Source organism: Xanthomonas sp. BRIP62411, from assembly GCF_003993525.1.
GTDB lineage: Bacteria > Pseudomonadota > Gammaproteobacteria > Xanthomonadales > Xanthomonadaceae > Xanthomonas > Xanthomonas euroxanthea.
The window spans coordinates 155,909-174,183 of record NZ_QEZI01000005.1; the positions used below are offsets into that span (position 1 = coordinate 155,909).

General features: G+C 68.3%; 11 protein-coding genes and 1 other RNA gene. 2 read left to right on the forward strand and 10 right to left on the reverse strand.

The window, feature by feature from the left end:
• Window positions 1-165: 165 nt before the first annotated feature.
• A non-coding RNA gene (locus EO139_RS02620) (sX9 sRNA) lies at window positions 166-242 on the reverse strand.
• Window positions 243-456: 214 nt separating this feature from the next.
• Here EO139_RS02620 and EO139_RS02625 point away from each other — a divergent pair.
• A complete protein-coding gene (locus tag EO139_RS02625; RefSeq protein WP_126969213.1) occupies window positions 457-1,233 on the forward strand; it encodes an SDR family NAD(P)-dependent oxidoreductase in 777 nt (258 codons plus the stop codon).
• A gap of 408 nt (window positions 1,234-1,641) precedes the next feature.
• Here EO139_RS02625 and EO139_RS02630 read toward each other — a convergent pair whose 3' ends face one another.
• From EO139_RS02630 to glgA, 8 genes are all read right to left on the reverse strand, one after another.
• Entirely contained in the window at window positions 1,642-2,274 is a 633-nt protein-coding gene (locus tag EO139_RS02630) for an NAD(P)H-binding protein (protein ID WP_115675759.1), read from the reverse strand.
• Window positions 2,275-2,290: 16 nt separating this feature from the next.
• Entirely contained in the window at window positions 2,291-4,453 is a 2,163-nt protein-coding gene (glgX, locus tag EO139_RS02635; protein WP_115675758.1) for a glycogen debranching protein GlgX, read from the reverse strand.
• A gap of 124 nt (window positions 4,454-4,577) precedes the next feature.
• Window positions 4,578-4,751 carry a DUF2934 domain-containing protein gene (locus EO139_RS02640; protein WP_104649120.1) on the reverse strand — a complete coding sequence of 58 codons (174 nt, stop codon included), beginning with the start codon at window positions 4,749-4,751 and terminating at the stop codon, window positions 4,578-4,580.
• Window positions 4,752-4,764: 13 nt separating this feature from the next.
• Window positions 4,765-7,368 carry a malto-oligosyltrehalose synthase gene (gene treY / locus EO139_RS02645; protein WP_126969214.1) on the reverse strand — a complete coding sequence of 868 codons (2,604 nt, stop codon included), beginning with the start codon at window positions 7,366-7,368 and terminating at the stop codon, window positions 4,765-4,767.
• Entirely contained in the window at window positions 7,365-9,314 is a 1,950-nt protein-coding gene (malQ, locus tag EO139_RS02650) for a 4-alpha-glucanotransferase (protein WP_164739691.1), read from the reverse strand. Before malQ ends, treY begins: the two co-directional genes overlap by 4 nt.
• Window positions 9,311-11,068: a malto-oligosyltrehalose trehalohydrolase gene (treZ, locus tag EO139_RS02655; protein WP_126969215.1), complete on the reverse strand. Its 1,758-nt coding sequence runs from the start codon at window positions 11,066-11,068 to the stop codon at window positions 9,311-9,313. Before treZ ends, malQ begins: the two co-directional genes overlap by 4 nt.
• 2 nt (window positions 11,069-11,070) lie before the next feature.
• The gene (locus EO139_RS02660) at window positions 11,071-13,302 is read right to left on the reverse strand and encodes a 1,4-alpha-glucan branching enzyme (RefSeq protein WP_126969216.1); all 2,232 of its coding nucleotides are present in this window, start codon (window positions 13,300-13,302) and stop codon (window positions 11,071-11,073) included.
• A complete protein-coding gene (gene glgA, locus EO139_RS02665) occupies window positions 13,299-14,882 on the reverse strand; it encodes a glycogen synthase GlgA (RefSeq protein ID WP_164739275.1) in 1,584 nt (527 codons plus the stop codon). The genes EO139_RS02660 and glgA overlap by 4 nt, the downstream gene beginning before the upstream one ends.
• 485 nt (window positions 14,883-15,367) lie before the next feature.
• Between glgA and EO139_RS02670 the strand changes: the two genes are divergently transcribed.
• Entirely contained in the window at window positions 15,368-16,996 is a 1,629-nt protein-coding gene (locus tag EO139_RS02670; protein WP_104585683.1) for a GGDEF domain-containing protein, read from the forward strand.
• Between the two features lie 248 nt (window positions 16,997-17,244).
• Here the strand turns inward: EO139_RS02670 and EO139_RS02675 are convergent, their stop codons facing one another.
• Window positions 17,245-18,186: a DUF808 domain-containing protein gene (locus EO139_RS02675; RefSeq protein ID WP_104649116.1), complete on the reverse strand. Its 942-nt coding sequence runs from the start codon at window positions 18,184-18,186 to the stop codon at window positions 17,245-17,247.
• Between the last annotated feature and the right edge of the window lie 89 nt (window positions 18,187-18,275).

Consider the following 18,275-nt stretch of genomic DNA (forward strand, 5'->3'; position numbering starts at 1 on the left):
CAACCGAAAACGCATGAGCTGATCATGCTTGGTGATGAGGCTTGCGTCGCAAGCTGCGCGCACACCGTGTTGCACGCAGATGACAGCGCACGCGACCGCAGACAGGTGCCGGTGCATGGCTTCCAAGCTGGCGCGTAGCGCAGTGCTGCGCACCGCCATTAGGGTGACTGACAAAACGTAGCGAGCAATCGCTCGGGGCGTGTGGACGGCGCGCTCAGAACCTGAGTCCACGCGTGGCACATGGCAATTCCGGGCACCGGCCGGCGCGCGCCTGGGGATGAGCGCAGTAGATCGCCAGCCCGCTATGCGCGCTGGCCAGCGCCTCGTTGGCAGAAGCGGTGGAAGAGTGGAACGGACAGCAGACATTGCGATGATGCATTCAACACTGCAACGGCACCGGGCACCGCGTCATGACCGGGCTGCTCGATAATATCGGTTTCCGATCGAGTGTCCGCCATGTCCATTTCCGCAGCACCCACGCAAATTTCGCCGCGCAATCAACGCGTGCTGATCGCAGGCGGCAGCCGTGGCATCGGCCTGGCCATTGCCGACGCGTTCGTGCGCAACGGCGCGCAAGTCTCGCTGTGCGCACGCAATGCCGATGGCCTGGCACAGGCCGCACAGGTGTTGGCACCACATGGCAGGCCGGTCCATACCTTCGCCTGCGACCTGTCGGATGCTGCGCAGATCGAGGCCTATGTGCAGGCCGCAGCACAGGCGCTGGATGGCCTGGATGTGGTGATCAACAACGCCTCCGGCTATGGACACGGCAACAACGATGCCAGCTGGCAGGCCGGCCTGGAGATCGACCTGATGGCCGCAGTGCGCTGCAATCGCGCCGCGCTGCCCTACCTGCGCAGCAGCGCTGCGGCGGTGATCCTCAACATCAGCTCGATCAATGCGCAGCGCCCCACGCCACGCGCAATCGCCTATTCCACCGCCAAGGCGGCGCTGAATTACTACACCACCACGCTGGCCGCCGAGCTCGCCCGCGAGCGCATCCGCGTCAACGCGATCGCGCCCGGTTCGATCGAGTTCCCCGACGGGCTATGGGCGCGGCGTCGCGACGCAGAGCCGGACCTGTATGCACGCATCCGCGACAGCATCCCATTCGGCGGGTTCGGGCAGGTGCAGCACATCGCCGATGCGGCGTTGTTTCTTGCATCGCAACAGGCGCGCTGGATCACCGGGCAGGTGCTGGCGGTGGATGGTGGGCAGTCGTTGGGGGTGTGAGTGGCGTGCGTGTGCTAGCGAAGACCCCTCCTGTTGCAGATGCATTTGTAGGAGCGTGCCTGCGCGCGCCGGAGCTTTATCGGTAACGCCTCATCGCGCGCCAGCGCGCTCCTACGAAACAGCGGACAACCAGGCCTCTATTCTGCTGCACGTGTATCTGTAGGAGCGTGGCTGCGCGCGATGGCGCTTTATCGGTAACGCCTCATCGCGCGCCAGCACGCTCCTACGAGACAGGCGACAACCAGTCCTCCATTTCGCTGCACGTGCAGTTGTAGGAGCGTGCCTGCGCGCGACGGAGCTTTATCGGCAACACCTCATCGCGCGCCAGCGCGCTCCTACGAGGCAGCCGACCCGACGCTCCATCTGACTGCCTCGCGACGCGGCCGCGAGGCGGGAACGACGGCGACCTTAGTCAGCCAACTCCGCCGCCTCGACACTGTGCTCCCCTCGCGCCGGTGCCAGCGCGGCGCCCACCATGGCGGCGGCGATGCGTTCGGCCGGGTTGAGGCGGAAGCGGCGTGGCAGCAGCGGACCGAGCGCGCCCAGCACGAGGCTGCCGATGTGTTCGCCGGTGCGCCGCTGCTCGCGTTCGCCGCCGATCAGCCCCGGGCGTACGAAGGTGAGCGAGGGAAAGCCGACCGCGCGCAGGTCGCGTTCCAGCTCGCCCTTGACGCGGTTGTAGAAGATGCGCGAGTGCGCATCGGCACCGGCGGCCGAATTCAGCACGAATACCGAGGTGCCCTGCGCGCAGGCCGCGCGTGCCAGCGCCATCGGATAATCGTGGTCGATGCGGTAAAACGCCTCGCGCGAGCCGGCCTGTTTCATCGTGCTGCCCAGGGCGCAGATGGCCGCTTCCATGCGCGGTGCGGTCCAGTGGTCCAGGCGATCGAAATCGATCACCTGGTTGCGCAGCTTGGGGTGGATCTGGGACAACGGCCGGCGCGTGATCGCCACCACGCCGGTACAGCGCGCATCGGCCAGGAGTTGTTGCAGGACATGTCTACCGACCAGACCGGTGGCCCCTGCCAGCAACACATCCATCAGATCACCCCCGCCATCAGCGCGCGCCCTCGGAGACGATGCGCGCGCTGCTGGCGATGCGATCGCGCTCCACTGCGAGCAAGGTCAGCGAGTGCGCCGGGGCCTTCCATTCGCTGCCGCCGGCCACCACGCGGCCGCCGTGGCGCGCGGTGTCGACCAGCACGCGCCAGTGCTCGTCATGCATCGCCGGCAGCGTGAACGACACGCTGGTGGAGGCGGCATTGATCAGCATCAGCAAGGTCACGTTGGCGGCGATCTCGCGCAGGCCGGTGGTCGGCGAGCGGCCATCCAGCCGCAGCATCAGCGCGCGCGCTTCCGGGTCGTGCCAGCTGGCTTCGTCCATCTCGTGGCCGTCCGGCGCCAGCCAGGTGAGATCCTTCAAACCCAGCGCTTCATCGAACTTGCCATCGAAGAAGCGGGCGCGATGCAGCAACGGATAGCGCTGGCGGATGCGGATCAACCGCCGCACGAACGCAGCCTGATCGGCGGCGGCGGCCTTGGTGGCAGCAGTCCAGTCGATCCAGGTCAGCTCGTTGTCCTGGCAATATGCGTTGTTGTTGCCGTTCTGGCTATGGCCGAACTCATCGCCGGCCAACAGCATCGGCGTGCCTTGCGAAAGCAGCAACGTGGCCAGCAGGTTGCGCATCTGCTGACGGCGCAGCTGCTTGATGGCCGGGTCGTTGGTGTCGCCCTCGACACCGTAGTTGGCCGAGATATTGTGGTCGCTGCCGTCCCTGCCCTCTTCGCCGTTGGCGAAGTTGTGCTTGCCTTCGTAGCTGACCAGATCGCGCAGAGTGAAGCCATCGTGCGCGGTGACGAAATTGACCGATGCGGTGGGGCGACGCCCACTGTGGTTGAACAGGTCCGCCGAACCGGTCAGGCGCGTGGCCAGTTCGGCCAGCTGGCCGCCGTCGCCACGCCAGAACGCGCGCACGTTGTCGCGGAACTTGTCGTTCCACTCCACCCAGCCCGGCGGGAAATTGCCCACCTGGTAACCGCCTGGACCGATATCCCAGGGCTCGGCGATCAGCTTGGTCTGGCTCAGCACCGGATCCTGGCGCACCGCGTCGAGAAAGCTGCCCGATGGATCGAAGCCGTAGCGCTCGCGCCCGAGGATGGTGGCAAGGTCGAAGCGGAAGCCATCGACATGCATTTCCTGCACCCAGTAACGCAGCGAGTCCATCACCATGCGCAGCGCGCCGACATTGGTCAGGTCGAAGGTGTTCCCGGTGCCGGTGTCGTTGATGTAGAAGCGGCGATCGTCGGCCAGGCGGTAGTAGCTGGCGTTGTCGATGCCCTTGAACGACAGCGTCGGCCCAAGCTCGTTGCCTTCGGCGGTGTGGTTGTAGACCACGTCCAGCAGCACTTCCAGCCCGGCGTGATGCAGCCGCGCCACCATCTGCTTGAACTCGGCCACGGTGCGCGTGGACATGTAGCGCGCCTGTGGGGCAAAGAACCCCAGGGTGTTGTAGCCCCAGTAGTTGCGCAGGCCTTTTTCCAGCAGGTATTGATCGTCGACGAAGGCGTGCACGGGCAGCAGTTCCACCGCGGTGACGCCGAGTGAGCTGATGTGGTCGATCAGCTCGTCGGTCTTCAGGGCCGAGAACGTGCCACGATTTTCCGGCGGCACCGACGGGTGCAGCATGCTCAGCCCACGCACGTGCGCCTCGTAGATCACCGTGCGGTTCCACGGCGTCTGCGGTGGGCGATCCTGGCCCCAGGTGAAGGCCGGGTCGATCACCGCGGATTTGGGCATGAATGCGGCACTGTCGCGGCGATCGAAGCTCAGATCCTTGTCGCGGTGGCCAATGGTGTAGCCGAACAGGTGCGGCGCCCATTTGAGCTCGCCGACGATCTGCTTGGCATACGGGTCCAGCAGCAGCTTGTTGTGGTTGAAGCGATGCCCGGCATCGGGCGCATAGGGTCCATGCACGCGATAGCCGTACAGCTGGCCGGGGCGTGCGTCGGGCAGATAGCCGTGCCAGACCTCGTCGGTGTATTCGGGCAGCGCCAGGCGCTCCTGCTCGCGGCCACGCTCGTCGAACAGGCACAGCTCCACCCGGGTGGCGTTGCGCGAATACAGCGCGAAATTGACTCCCAGGCCATCCCAGGTGGCGCCGAGCGGGTTGGGACGGCCTTCGCGGATGCGCGAGCGCTGAGTGAACTTGCGGGTGGCCATCGGTAACTCCTGAGAACGGTGAACTCAAAACGCTGAGCGAATGCGGCTGCCTGCGTGCCTGTGCACGCTCACCCTGACATGGCGCAGCCTGCAGGGTGAACCATGCAAGGTGACAGAGTGACCGTTACTGGCGTGCACTCGCCGGCGGGCCGGCCTGCTCGGCGGCGCGCTCTTCGGCATCCACCAGGCGCTCGGCCATGGCCCAGTGCCGATCTGCGTGGCCGTCCGGGCGGCCTTCGGCCTCCCAGATCTCCTGTGCCAACTGGCGAAGCCGCGCCTGCCGTTCCGTGTCGTTCATTGCGTACGTTCTCTTAGGGGGTCAACAACACTGCCACTGGCGCACGTGCAAACAGCGTGGATATCGCCACGCGGCCGCCTTGCGGCTGCACCGTGCTGCCATCGAGCACATTACGGTAACTGGCCTGCGGCAATGCCAACGCCGCCTGACCCCAGCTGGCCGGCGGCACCAGCAGCGGCAGATCGCCATCGCCCACGTTGCCGGCACCCAGCCGCGTGACTGCCACCACCAGCGACTGCCCGCGGTACTGGCGGCGGAACGCCAGCACCTGCGCATCGCCGCTGCCGGTCGCGGTCAGGGGCTGGTAGTCGCCCTTGGCGAACAGCGCCGGATGTTCGGCCCGGAACTGCAGCAGCAGTGCGGTCAGACGTGCCTTGACCGCACCATCGCGCCAGCTGCGCAGCAGCGTGTTCCAGTCGCGTGCCTGCGCCAGCCACTGCTGGCGCTGCGCGTAGTCGACCGGGCGGCGGTTGTCCGGGTCCACCAGCGACAGATCCCAGCCTTCGGTGCCCTGGTACAGGTCGGGCACGCCCGGCACGGTCAGGCGCAAGGTGGTCTGCACCAGCGCGTTGCGCGCACCGGCCGCGGCGATGTGGTTGCTGGCGCGCAGCAGCGCCCGCCGCAGCGGCAACCCGGCGCGGCTGCACAGCACCTGCTCCACGGTGGCCTGCACGGCCTGTTCGTAGGCCGGCGAGCCATCGGTCCAGCTGGTGTGCAGCTTGGCCTCGCGCACGGCCTTGAGCAGCCACTGCGCAATGCGCTCGGCGTACTCGGCCAGCGGCTCGGTCTGGTCGGCACCCAGGCCGATCGGCCAGGCGGCCACCAGGGTCTGCCAGAGCATCTGCTGGTCGCCGCCGGCCAGTGCCGGTGCCTCGAGCGTCTCGGCCAAGGCATCGAACCGGGTGCTCTGCTCGATCCACCAGCGCGGTTGCTCGGACAGCACCGCCAGCCGCATGCGCAGGTCTTCGCCGCGCTTGTGGTCGTGCGTGGCGGTGGCCAGCAACGCGCGCGGGAAGTGCTTGGCGCGTTCGAGATTCTGCGCGTGGAACTCGGCCGCCTCGTTGGCGAAGTGGGTCGGATGGCTGCCGACCTCGTTGCGCGACAACAGCACGCCGTGCCGGTAGAACGCGGTGTCTTCCACCGACTTGGCATTGAGCGGTGCGGACAACTGCTCCACGCGACGACGCAGGATGCGCCGCAGGGCGACCTGCGCGCGGTCGGCGCCGGCATCGTCGAGCAGCCAGCGTTCGATCGCATCGACGGCCGCAACGATGGACTCCGGCATGCCCTCGCGCGCACGCGCGGCGGTGGCGCGCAGGCGCTCGGCTTCGCTGCCGGTCACGCCCTTGGCACCGGCATAGGTGCGGTACACCGGGAACCAGCGCAGCAACACGCACAGGCCGCGCGCAAGCATCTGCGGGCTGAACTCGCGCGTGGGCGGGTCCAGCCGCGCCAATGCCGACAACGCACCGACGGCGCGATTGAATTCGGTCTGCAGCGGGCCACGCAGGATCTCGTCGCGGGCGGCGCGTTCTTCCTGTGCGAAGTCGCCACTGCGCCCGCTCACCTTCTGCCAGGCACGCGCCAGCGGCTTGAAGCCGCCCGCGTCGTGCAGCACGCCGCCGACCTGGTCCATGAAGTCGTAGCCGGTGGTGCCATCGCAGGGCCAGTCGGCCGGCAGGTGCTCGCCGTGCGCCAGGATCTTTTCCAGATACAGGCCCAGCGTGCCGGGCTTGAGCCCGCGGGTGCGGCCGGCCGCATCCAGCCGGCTGCGCAGCTTGCGCACATAGCCGGTGGGATCGGTCAGCCCGTCCACATGGTCGATGCGCAGGCCGTCCAGATGGCCCTCGGCCACCAGCCGCAGCGGCAGCGCATGCACCGCGTCGAACACCGCCGGCAGCTCCACCCGCAACGCCACCAGCGAGGTGATGTCGAAGAAGCGACGGTAGTTGAGCATGTCGTTGCCCACGCGCCACCAGTTCAGGCGGTACGGCTGGCGCTCGATCAGCTTGTGCAGACGGCCATCGCCGCGCTTGGCGCCGTCGTTGTAGTCGCGCAGCCATTGCGCACGCGCGGCCTTTTCCGGCACCTCCAGCGTCTGCGGACGGATCGGGTACCGCTGGTCGTAGTGCGCCAGTGCCGCGCTGCCGTCGTCCTCGACCACCAGGGTGATCAGGCCTTCGGCCAGTGCGGTGGCATACGGGCGGTCCAGCACCGCCAGCCACAACTTGCCGTCGCGCCCGGGCGCGCGCCAGTCGATGTCGAACCAGTCGGCATGCTTGGCGCTGCGGCCGTTGCGCAGCACATCCCACCACCACGCGTTGTCCGCATGCGTGGCCATGTGGTTGGGCACGATGTCGGCGATCAGGCCCATGCCGTGCGCGCGCGCGGCCTGCGACAGGGCGATGAGCGCGTCTTCGCCGCCGAGCTCGGGATTGACCACGGTCGGGTCGATATTGTCGTAGCCGTGCGTGGAGCCGGGCACTGCGGTGCCGATCGGCGACAGGTACAGATGGCTGATGCCCAGCCCGGCGTAGTACGGCACCTGGGCGAGCGCATCGTGCAGGGTGAAGCCGACATGCAGCTGCAGGCGGGCGGTGGCGCGAAGCTCGATCATGGATGCGGTTCCGAAACGGCCGCGACGCGACGCGCCTCGGCAAAGCCCTGCAGCGCCGTACTCAGGCGCGCATGCGGCAAGGGATCGGGCAGGCGTCGACGCCAGTTGGGATGGACCTCGACGGTACCCGGCAGATTGGGTTGTTCTTCCAGCGCCAGCGCATCTTCCACCGGCAGCAGGGCCAGTGGCGACACGCTGGTGGCGGTGAAGCGCAGCGCGCCCAGCAGCGGGTCGTCCGCAGCGCTGAGTCCGGTGTGTTCGACCGCTGCATCCAGGCGTGCCACATCCTGGATCCGGGCCGCGGCATCGTCCTTGGCCTGCGCGGGCTGGATCAGGTCCAGCCTGCGCCGCCAGTCGATATCACGGCCTTCGCGCCAGCCGGTCAGCGTCGGCAGATCGTGCGTGGTGGTGGTGGCCAACGCGTCCGGCCGCCACAACGCCGGCGAGACGAAGGCGCCGTCGTCGTCGCGGGTGAACATCAACACATCGATGCCCATCACTCCGCGCCGCGACAGTTCCTCGCGGATGCCGGGCGGCACCACGCCAAGGTCTTCGCCGATCACGATCGCCCGGTGCCGCCACGATTCCAGCGCGAGCAGATTGAGCAGGTCGTGCAGCGGATAGGCCAGATACGCGCCTTCGTTGGAGCTGGCCCCTTCGGGCACCACCCACAGCCGCATCAAGCCCAGAATATGGTCGATACGGATGCCGCCGCGGTCGCGCAGCACCGCGCGCAGCAGCGCGATGTACGGCGCATAGCCGCTACGCCGCAATGCGGTGGGCGAATACGCACCGATGCCCCAGTGCTGGCCGTCGGCATTGAAGGCGTCGGGCGGCGCGCCCAGCACCAGGCCACGCAGCACGGTGTCGGCGGCCGCCGCGGCTTCGGCGCCATTGGGATCGAAGCCGACCGCCAGATCGGCGATCAACCCGATCTTCATGCCGCGCTCGTGTGCCTCGCGTTGCGCATCGGACCAGCTGCGCGCCGCCAACCATTGCGTGAACACGTGCAGTTGCGGATCGCCATCGCCGAAATCCTGCGCGGCAAACCGCGCAAAGCCTTCCAGCGCCGCGCCGCCCTCGCTGCGGAAGGCGAGCAGATCGGGGTGATCGGCGGGCACGCGGGTGTACAGATGACGCAGCAACTGCCACTTGGCCTGCGCGGAGGCCGGCCAGTCGATCAGGGCGCCGTGGTGCAGCGTATCGAAGCGCTCGCGCAGGCCGGGCACCTCGTTGATGGCCTCCAGCGCGCGCTCGCCCAGCACGCGCACCGGCGCGGCATGCAGCGGATCCAGGAAGCGCCGGTCGCTGGGCGAATACGGGCTGTAGCCGCCAGTGACCGGGCGCGCGGCATGCACCGGGCTCAGCGCCAGCGCATCGGCACCGGCCAGTGCGGCATGCCGCACCCATTCCACCGTGCCCGCAGCATCGCCAATGCCGGCATCGTCGATGCTGCGCGCCGAATACACCTGCAACGCCATGCCCCAGGCACGCGGTGCCGGCAGGCCACAGGCATCGGCCACGCTGAAACAGCGTTGCGGGGCAACCGCGACCTGCTGGGTCAGGTTGCCGATCTGCAGCGTCCAATAACCGAAACGCTGCGGCGCACGCACCTGGCCCTGCGCATCGGCACGCGCCGGCTCGCTGGCGCCGCTGTCGTCCACCCAACGGCCGCTGGCGTTGGCGGCAACCGACACCGGCAACAGCTCGGCCACCTGCACGGTCAGCAGCGGCGCCGGCTCGGTGGCTTGCGCCTTGCAGCGACGCAGGCTGTCTTCGCGTTGCGTGGCGGTGCCGGCAGGCAATTCCAGCGCGGTGAGCACCGCATGCAGCGATGGCTCGGCCACCTGCCGCGGCTGGTCGCTGGCATCCACCCAGTCCACCATCACCCCGGCCGCGCCGGCCAGCGCATGCAGATCGCTTCTGCTCAGATCGCGCGTACTCATGCGCGCGCCTCATGCCAGGCGATGAAGCCATCGACCGGCAACTGCTGCGCGTCGGCGGCGACGTTTTCGGCATGCGCCACGCGTCCGCGCAGCGGCGGCATCGGCACCGCCGCGGCACCCACGTTGAAGGCGACATGCCACAGCCCGTCGGGCAATTCCCAGCTGGCGGTCACTGCACCGTCGGCCAGCACCTCGGCGCCCACCGCGCGCGCCTGTGCCAGCCCCGGGACCAGCCACTGGCGGCGTACGCCCAGCAGCGCGGTGAACCAGGCTGTCCACTGCACGCCATCGCCGCGGGCGGCGTCTTCGATCGGCGCGCGCGAGGCAGCAAAGGTGTCGTGGCTGTTCGGATCGGGAATGGTGGCGCGCTGCGCTTCGTCGGCGAATGCGGCGAAGTGCGCAAATTCACGGCGCCGCCCTTCGCGCACAGCATCGTCCAGCGGCGGGCCGAAATCGGTGAAGAACAGAAATGGCTGTTCGGCGCCCCACGGCTCGCCCATGAAGAACAGCGGAATCATCGGCGTCAGCGTCGTCAGCGCCAGCGCAGCGCGCAGGCGCTGCGGCGAGACCAGCACGCTCAGCCGCTCGCCGCGCGCCCGGTTGCCGATCTGGTCGTGGTTCTGCGCGAAGACCACGAACTTGTGCGGCGGCAGCGCCCCGCTCGGCTCGCCACGCACATGCCCGCGCGGGTCCGGCTCGCCCTGGTAGGCGAAGCCTTCGCCAAGCACGCGCGCCAGGTGCTCGGTGGGCTTGTCGGCGAAGGCGGCGTAATAGCCTTCGGCTTCGCCGGTCAGCAGCACATGCAGGGCGTTGTGGAAATCGTCGTCCCATTGCGCGGTGTAGCCGCGTTGCAGCTGCGAGGCCTGGTTGGCCTCGTTTTCCAGCACCAGGTGCACGTGGCGGCCGGCCGGCAGGCTGGCCTGCACGGTCTGCCGCAAGGTATCCAGGAACGCGTTCGGCGTGATCGCATGCACCGCGTCCAGGCGCAGGCCGTCAAAGCCGTATTCGTGCAGCCACATCAGCGCATTGTCGAGAAAGTAACGCTGCACCTGCGGCTTGCGGAAATCGATCGCCGCGCCCCACGGAGTGGGCTTGTCCTCGTTGAAGAACGGGGCGGCATAGCTGTGCAGATAATTGCCGTCCGGGCCGAAGTGGTTGTAGACCACATCCAGCAACACCATCAGGCCGTGTCCGTGCGCGGCGTCGATCAGCGCCTTCAACTGGTCCGGCGTGCCATAGGCTTCCACCGGCGCGTACGGCAGCACGCCGTCGTAGCCCCAGTTGTGCGCGCCCGGGAATGCGCTCAGCGGCATCAGCTCGATCGCGGTGATGCCCATCGCCGCCAGCTGCGGCAATTGCGCCTGCACGCCGGCATAGCCGCCGCAGGTGCCGACATGCAGTTCGTAGATCACCACCTCGTCCCACGGCCGTCCCTGCCACTGGGTGTTCTGCCAGGCGTAGCCGTCGGTTGGCTGCACGGCGCTGGGGCCATGCACGCCCTCGGGCTGCCAGCGTGAGGCCGGATCCGGCACCGGTTCGCCACCATCGACGCTGTAGCGATAGCGCGCATCGGCCGCGCAGTCGATCGCCGCACTGAAGAAGCCATCCTGCGCGGCCTGCAACGCGACGCGCGCGCCGTCGTCGAAGACCACCTCCACGCTCCTGGCATCCGGTGCCCAGAGCGTGAAGCGCACCTGTCCCTCACCCGCTGGCCATGCGCCCCATGCCGGCGTGGTGTCATTGCGCTCGTTCATTGCTATTTCTCCGCTTGCAGATAGATCGTGGCCAGCGGCGGTAGGGTCAGGCGCAGGCGTTGTGCGTGCCCGTGCATGCCCATCGGCTCGGTCGCCAGGCGACCGCTGTTGCCGAGGTTGCTGCCACCGTAATGGGCACTGTCGGTGTTGAGGATTTCGCGCCAGCCGCCGGCACGCGGCACGCCGACGCAATAGTCGTGGTGCGGTTGCGGAGTGAGGTTGCTCACCGCCAGCAAGGGTGCGCCGCCCTCGGGATCGTGGCGGATGAACGCCAGCACGCTGTTGCGCGCGTCGTCGGCCACGCTCCAGTCGAAGCCGTCGGCACGATGCGTGCCGCGATACAGCGCCGGCACCCGTCGCAATGCGGCATTGAGATCGCCGACCAGTTGCTGCACGCCGCGATGCGCGGCCCCGTCGAGCAGATGCCAGTCCAGCGACTGATCGTGATTCCAGTCGTTCCACTGGCCGAATTCGGCGCCCATGAACAGCAGCTTGTCGCCCGGATGCGCCCACATCAGCGCCAGATACGCGCGCAGGTTGGCAAAGCGCCGCCAGTCGTCGCCGGGCATCTGCCCGAGCAGGCCACCGGTGCCGTGCACCACTTCGTCGTGCGAGATCGGCAGCACGAAACGCTCGGAGAACGCGTACACCAGACCAAAGGTGAGCTGGCTATGGTGCTGCGCGCGCTCGGCCGGATCGCGCTGCATATAGTGCAGCGTGTCGTGCATCCAGCCCATGTTCCATTTGTGGGTGAAGCCCAGCCCACCCTCGCTGATCGGCGCGGTCACGCCTGGCCAGGCGGTGGACTCTTCGGCGATGGTTAGTACACCGGGAAAGCGCGTGGCAATCTCGCTGTTGAGCTGGCGCAGGAAGGCAACGGCTTCCAGATTCTCGCGGCCGCCATGCGCGTTGGGCACCCACTCGCCTTCGGCACGGCCATAGTCGCGATACAGCATCGAGGCCACTGCATCCACGCGCAGGCCGTCCAGATGGTAGTGGTCGATCCACTCCAGCGCGCTGCCCAGCAGGTAGGCGGTCACTTCGGGCCGGCCGTAGTTGTAGATCAGCGTATTCCAGTCGCGATGCATGCCCTCGCGCGGGTCGGCATGCTCGTACACCGCCGCGCCGTCGAACTGCGCCAGGCCGTGCGCGTCATCGGGAAAGTGCGCGCTGACCCAGTCCAGGATCACGCCGATGCCGGCGCGATGACAGGCGTCGACGAACTGGGCAAAGCCGTCCGGGCTGCCGTGGCGAGCCGTCGGCGCATACAGCCCCAGCGGTTGGTAGCCCCAGGAGCCGCCGAATGGATGCTCGGTGATCGGCAGCAACTCGATATGGGTGAAGCCGAGCTGCTGCACATAGGGAATCAGCTGTGCGGCCAGCCCTGGCCAGTCCAGCGGCTGGTTGTGCCCATCGCGTCGCCAGGACGCGGCGTGCACTTCATAGATGGACAGCGGCGCCGGCGCGGCACTGGCATCGCGCGCGGCCATCCAGGCCGCGTCGGTCCAGCCGAACGCTGCCGCGCCCGGCACCACCGAGGCGGTGGCCGGCGGCAATTCGCTCTGGCGCGCCACCGGGTCGGCCTTGAGCAAGACGCGGCCATCGGCAGCGGTGATGGCGTACTTGTAACGCGTGCCGGCTTCCACGCGCGGCAGGAACAGCTCCCAGAATCCGCCGATGCGCTGGCGCATCGGATGCCGGCGCACGTCCCAGCCGTTGAAATCGCCCACCACCGCCACGCGCTGCGCATGCGGCGCCCACACCGCAAAGCGCACCCCCGGCACATCGTCGCAGCGCAGGTGCCGGGCACCCAGGGCGCAACGCAAGGCCTGGCCGTCGCCGGCAGCGATCTGCAGCAGGATCGATTCGTCCAGCGTGGCAGCAAAGGCGTAAGGGTCTTCGATCTCCTGCACCACGTCCGGCCACACGATGCGCAGCCGATACGGTCCTTCGACCGCCAGCACGCCCTCGAACACGCCATCGACCGGGCCGGCCTGCATGCGCGCCAGCAACTTGCCGCGCGGATCGATCAGGCCCATGGCCTCGGCACCGGGCGCCAACACGCGCACCAGACGGCGGCCGTCGGCCTGGACATGCGGGCCCAGGACCGCGAATGCATCGGCAGGCAGGCCATCGGCCAGCGCCTGCACGCTCTGCGCTGAATCCGAGATCCCGTCCATGGTCACCGCCGTCGTTTCCGTCTCCTGCCCCTGCACGCCCAGCCGTTCGCTCATGACACCGTCGCAAGCGCGGGAGCGGTTGCGGCGGTGCGTTCGTACAGCGAGAGGTACTTCTTGCCCGCCACATCCCAGCCACTGGGACGCAACATCGCCGCGCGGCGCATCGCCGACAGCAGGCTGGGCAGGCGGAAGGTACGGAATGCGCGCTCCAGGCAACGGCGCAAGGCCTCGGCGCTGGCGTGCTGGAACAGGAAACCGGTGACGCCGTCATCCACCGTGTCGATCAGGCCGCCGGTGGCGTGCGCGATCGGCAGGCAGCCAAAGCGCTGCGCGTACATCTGGCTCAGGCCGCACGGCTCGAAGCGCGACGGCATCAGCAGGAAGTCGGCACCGGCAAACATGCGCCGCGCCAGGCCTTCCTCGAACCCGATGAAGGCACCCACCTGGCCGGGATAGCGCCGGGTCAGCTCGGCGACCTGCTGCTCGATCTCCGGCTCGCCGCCGCCGATCACCGCGATCTGGCCGCCGGCGGCCACGATCTGCGGGGCGACTTCGCAGATCAGGTCCAGGCCCTTCTGGTGCACCAGCCGCGACACCACCGCAAACAGCGGGCCGGTGCTCTCGCGCAGCCCGAAGGCCTTGCGCACCTGCGCGGCGTTGGCCTGCCGGCCCTGCCACTGATTCACGCTGAAATGCGTGTCCAGATATTCGTCGGTGCGCGGGTCCCAGCTGGCGTCGATGCCGTTGACGATGCCGGTCAGCGCGCCCTTGGCGGCGCGACCGGCCAGCAGGCGGTCCAGGCCACAGCCCTGCGCCGGGCCGGTGATCTGCTGGGCATAGCTGACGCTGACCGTGTTGACGTGGTCGGCATGCACGATGCCGCCACGCAGGAACGACATCTGCCCGTAGAACTCCAGCTCGGCCACGCGCTCGGCGGGGATGCCCAGCGCAGCGGCCATCGAATACGGCACCAGGCCCTGGTAGGCCAGGTTATGGATGGTCAACAGGCACGGCGTGGTGCCGCCGGACCAGCGCACATAGGCGGCAGCCAGCGCGCACGGCCAGTCGTTGAGGTGCAGCAGGCGCGGCTTCCAGCCCAGCCCGGCGTGGCCGGCGGCGATCTGCGCGGCGGCATGCGACAAGGTGGCAAAGCGGATCGCGTTGTCTTCGAACTCCGACCCGCTGGTGCTCACATAAGGCGACCCGTCACGCTCGAACAATTCCTTGGACAGCAGGATGTAGATCGGCAGGCCGTCCGATTGCACGATGCGGCCGATGTCGCAGGCCGGCAGTGCCGCATGCGCCAGTACCCGGCCGACGATCTCCACCTTGCCCGCGCGCGCCAGCACTGCGCGGTAGCCGGGGATCAGTACCCGCACGTCGTAGCGATGGCGCAGCGCGCGCGGCAGCGCCGCCGCCACATCGCCCAGGCCGCCAGCCTTGATGAAGTCCGCCATCTCCGACACCACGAACAAGGCGCCGCGGGTATCGGCCGGCGACACCGGCAGACGTTCGTGATGGCGAATGAAGCGCCCGCGTGCATCACGCGGCCGCCCGCTCTTCTTCAGAGTGGGGAGCAACGTACTGCGCTCAAAGCGTGCGGTAGTGGCGTGAAGCGGCATCATGGCAACCATCTAAACGTCCGTCGTAAAGTGGGTGGAGACGGAAAACAGCGAAGCGACAACCATCATCTGCCGACTCAGCCAGACGACCTGCTACGAATGAGGAGCGGGGCCAACGCGCGTACTCCACGTCGTCCTTGAGATGAATCTACACCCCGGGCAAATAAAATATGCGTGAATACGTGCTGACTTTTCTGCGACACCGACATTCCCTTGCGCATGGTCGCGTGTACGTCCCGGCATAAGCGGCGCGTCGCCGTGTGATGACATCCCCGCCGTGGTGCGTGGTTGTTGAAACGCACCGGAAGCAGGCGCTGGCAGCGGCGCCCGCCCTCACCCGCCTGACTCGTTCAGTCACATGTCGTCATCGCCTTTCGACCATCGCCGGCCATCGTGCGCGCAGGCTGGAACTGCGCAGAGCTGTCCGGACCGCTTAAGCAAGACGCTTGCACGCCGATAACCAGCGGTAGCATCACGACTTTCCGAGACCCCGGCGCATGGCAGACCAGCCTGAACTTCCAAGCCGCCCACGTGGCGGGCTGCGCCGCCTGCTGCCCTGGGGTGGCGCGGACAGCGCACGGCCGGCCGCCGCCCTGCCCAGCGTGATCGGCGGCGGGCACGGCGGGCACGGCCTGGCCGCGCATCAGCTGGTGCCGGCCAAGAACAAGTCCGGCGCGCACGACCCGGCTGCCGCCACCGCCCTGCTGATGCGCCTGTTCTCGCATGCCGCGCACCCGGAGGCCTTGCTGCTGGCCTTTGCCGAGGGCATCACCAGCCTGCATGGCGAACTCGGCGACATGGGCGTGCGCCTGAGCGCGGCCTATGCGGCCGGCGACTGGCCCGGCTACGGCCGCGCCTTGCGGCAATTGATCGACAAGTACATCCGCACCATCGATACCGGCGACTCGCTGGCCGAAGGGCGCACCGAAGCCGAGCAGCTGCGCGACCTGCTGCGTCACGCACTGGGCAATGCCTTGGCCACGCTGCTGCAACGCAGCCCGGAGCTGGCCGAAGAAGCGCAGACCCTGGCATCGGCGCTGCGCCACTGGCGCCCCGGCCATGAACTGATCACCCTGGACCAACGCTTGCGCGAACTGAGTCATCAGATCGGCCTGCGTGCCGAAGATGCCAGCGAGCAGCAGAACCTGTTGCTGGGCCTGTTCGACCTGTTGCTGGAGAACGTGGGCGAACTGCTGGACGATCGCAGCTGGCTGCAGGGGCAGATCTCGGTGGTGCGGCAGCTGATCTCCGGGCCGCTGGATGTCGGCTCGATCGAGCAGGCACGCGGCACCCTGCGCGAGGTCATCTACAAGCAGGGCCTGCTCAAGCAAGGCATTGCCGACTCCAAGACCGCCATGCGCGAGATGATGGTGTCCTTCGTCGACCGGCTCGATGGCATGGCCACCAGCACCGGCGAGTACCACGATCGCGTTGCCGGCTATTCGCAGGCGATCGGCGACGCTCGCAGCATTCCCGACCTCAATCGCCTGCTGCAGGACGTGTTGCAGGACACCGCCGGCGTGCAGGCGCAGGCGCTGGCCGCGCGCGACGAGCTGCTCGCCGCACGTCGCCAGGTCGAGGACGCCGAGCAGCGCATCGCCCTGCTGGAACAGGAACTCAAGGACGTGGCCGGCCTGGTGCGCGAAGACCAGCTGACCGGGGCGCTGAACCGCCGCGGCTTCGAAGAGCTGTTCCAGCGCGAAGCCGCCCGTACCCAGCGCGGCGGCCAACCCTTGTGCGTGGCGATGCTGGATCTGGACGACTTTCGCCGCCTCAACGAGACCCACGGCCATGCCGGCGGCGACGCCGCGCTGCGCCATACGGTGGACGTGGCCAAGTCGGTGCTGCGCACCACCGATGCCATCGCCCGCTTCGGCGGCGAGGAGTTCGTGTTGCTGTTGCCGGATTCCACCATCTTCGAAGCCAGTGCGGCGGTGATCCGCCTGCAGCGCGCGCTGGCGCAACGCTCGCTGTTGCACGACGACGTGCGCCTGTTCGTCAGCTTCAGCGGCGGCGTGGCACTGCGCCATCTCGACGAAACCCAGGACGATGTCATCCGCCGTGCCGACCGCGCCATGTACGAGGCCAAGTCGGCCGGCAAGAATCGCGTGGTCAGCGCCGACTGAGCGCAACCGTCGGCGGAACGCAGGGGGGCATCTACCCCGCCTGGAGCGGTGAAGACCGCCGCCCGGTGCGCTCCTCGGCACAGGGTGGCGTGGCCGTGCAGGGCGGTGGCGTTGGCGCGGCGGCCCGAGCAGAGCCGTGTCGACAGCGATTTCCGCCGGCTATGGCGTGCCGGCTGATCCAGCACGCGGGGCGATCACGGCGCGCCGGTGCGGGCGCCCATCCCGCGCCCGGCCCGCCGCCGCGCGGATCAGTGCGCCGCCGGCTTGCCGCGCAGCTTCTGGAACAGCATCACCGCGCCCAGCACGACCGCACCGGCCACCACGCCCACCAGCATGTTGCCCAACGCATCGACCAGCCAGCCCATGCCGCCGGCCGACGTGGTCAGGTCCTGCACGGTGTGGTGCAGCGCCGGGATGTTGTGCACCAGGATGCCGCCGCCGACCAGGAACATCGCCAGCGTGCCGGCCACCGACAGGAACTTCATCAGCCACGGAGCGGCCACCAGGATGCCGCGCCCCAGCGCAGCCAGGGCAGCGCCCTTGTTGGTCAGGTACAGGCCCAGGTCGTCCAGCTTGACGATGGCCGCGACCAGGCCGTACACGCCGATGGTCATCGCCAGCGCGATCGCCACCAGCACCGCGACCTGCTGGCCGAACGACACCCCCGCCACCACGCCAAGCGACAGCACGATGATCTCCGCCGACAGGATGAAGTCGGTGCGGATCGCGCCCTTGACCTTGTCCTTTTCCAGCGCCACCACGTCCACGCTCTCGTCGGCCAGCGCGCGGGTGCGTTCGGCATGCCGCTGCGCTTCGTCTTCCTCGTTGTGCAGGAACTTGTGGGCCAGCTTCTCCACGCCCTCGAAGCACAGGTAGGCACCGCCGATCATCATCAGCGGCATCACCAGCGGCACGTTGTAACCGCGCCCGCGCAGCCAGGCCTCCAGGGCGCTGATCGCCAGCGCCGCCGGCACCAGGATCACCTTGTTCATCAGCGACCCCTTGGCCACTGCCCACACCACCGGCAGCTCGCGGTCGGCAGTGACGCCGGTGACCTGCTGCGCATTGAGCGCCAGGTCGTCGCCAAGCACGCCGGCGGTCTTCTTGGCCGCGACCTTGGTCAGGATGGAAACGTCGTCCAGCAGTGTGGCGATGTCGTCGAGCAGGGTGAACAGGCTGGCACCGGCCATGCGGGGGTCCTTCGTGAGTGGCGGTGGATTCTCGCCGATCCTGCGCCGGTATGGGGTGATGGCAGGCCGTTGCCGGCTGTTGGCGACCG

Coding starts and splice junctions, on each gene's coding strand:
- EO139_RS02625 (WP_126969213.1), top strand. CDS start 457: ATGTCCATTTCCGCAGCACCCACGCAAATTTCGCCGCGCAATCAACGC.
- EO139_RS02630 (WP_115675759.1), bottom strand. CDS start 2,274: ATGGATGTGTTGCTGGCAGGGGCCACCGGTCTGGTCGGTAGACATGTC.
- glgX (WP_115675758.1), bottom strand. CDS start 4,453: ATGGCCACCCGCAAGTTCACTCAGCGCTCGCGCATCCGCGAAGGCCGT.
- EO139_RS02640 (WP_104649120.1), bottom strand. CDS start 4,751: ATGAACGACACGGAACGGCAGGCGCGGCTTCGCCAGTTGGCACAGGAG.
- treY (WP_126969214.1), bottom strand. CDS start 7,368: ATGATCGAGCTTCGCGCCACCGCCCGCCTGCAGCTGCATGTCGGCTTC.
- malQ (WP_164739691.1), bottom strand. CDS start 9,314: ATGAGTACGCGCGATCTGAGCAGAAGCGATCTGCATGCGCTGGCCGGC.
- treZ (WP_126969215.1), bottom strand. CDS start 11,068: ATGAACGAGCGCAATGACACCACGCCGGCATGGGGCGCATGGCCAGCG.
- EO139_RS02660 (WP_126969216.1), bottom strand. CDS start 13,302: ATGAGCGAACGGCTGGGCGTGCAGGGGCAGGAGACGGAAACGACGGCG.
- glgA (WP_164739275.1), bottom strand. CDS start 14,882: ATGGTTGCCATGATGCCGCTTCACGCCACTACCGCACGCTTTGAGCGC.
- EO139_RS02670 (WP_104585683.1), top strand. CDS start 15,368: ATGGCAGACCAGCCTGAACTTCCAAGCCGCCCACGTGGCGGGCTGCGC.
- EO139_RS02675 (WP_104649116.1), bottom strand. CDS start 18,186: ATGGCCGGTGCCAGCCTGTTCACCCTGCTCGACGACATCGCCACACTG.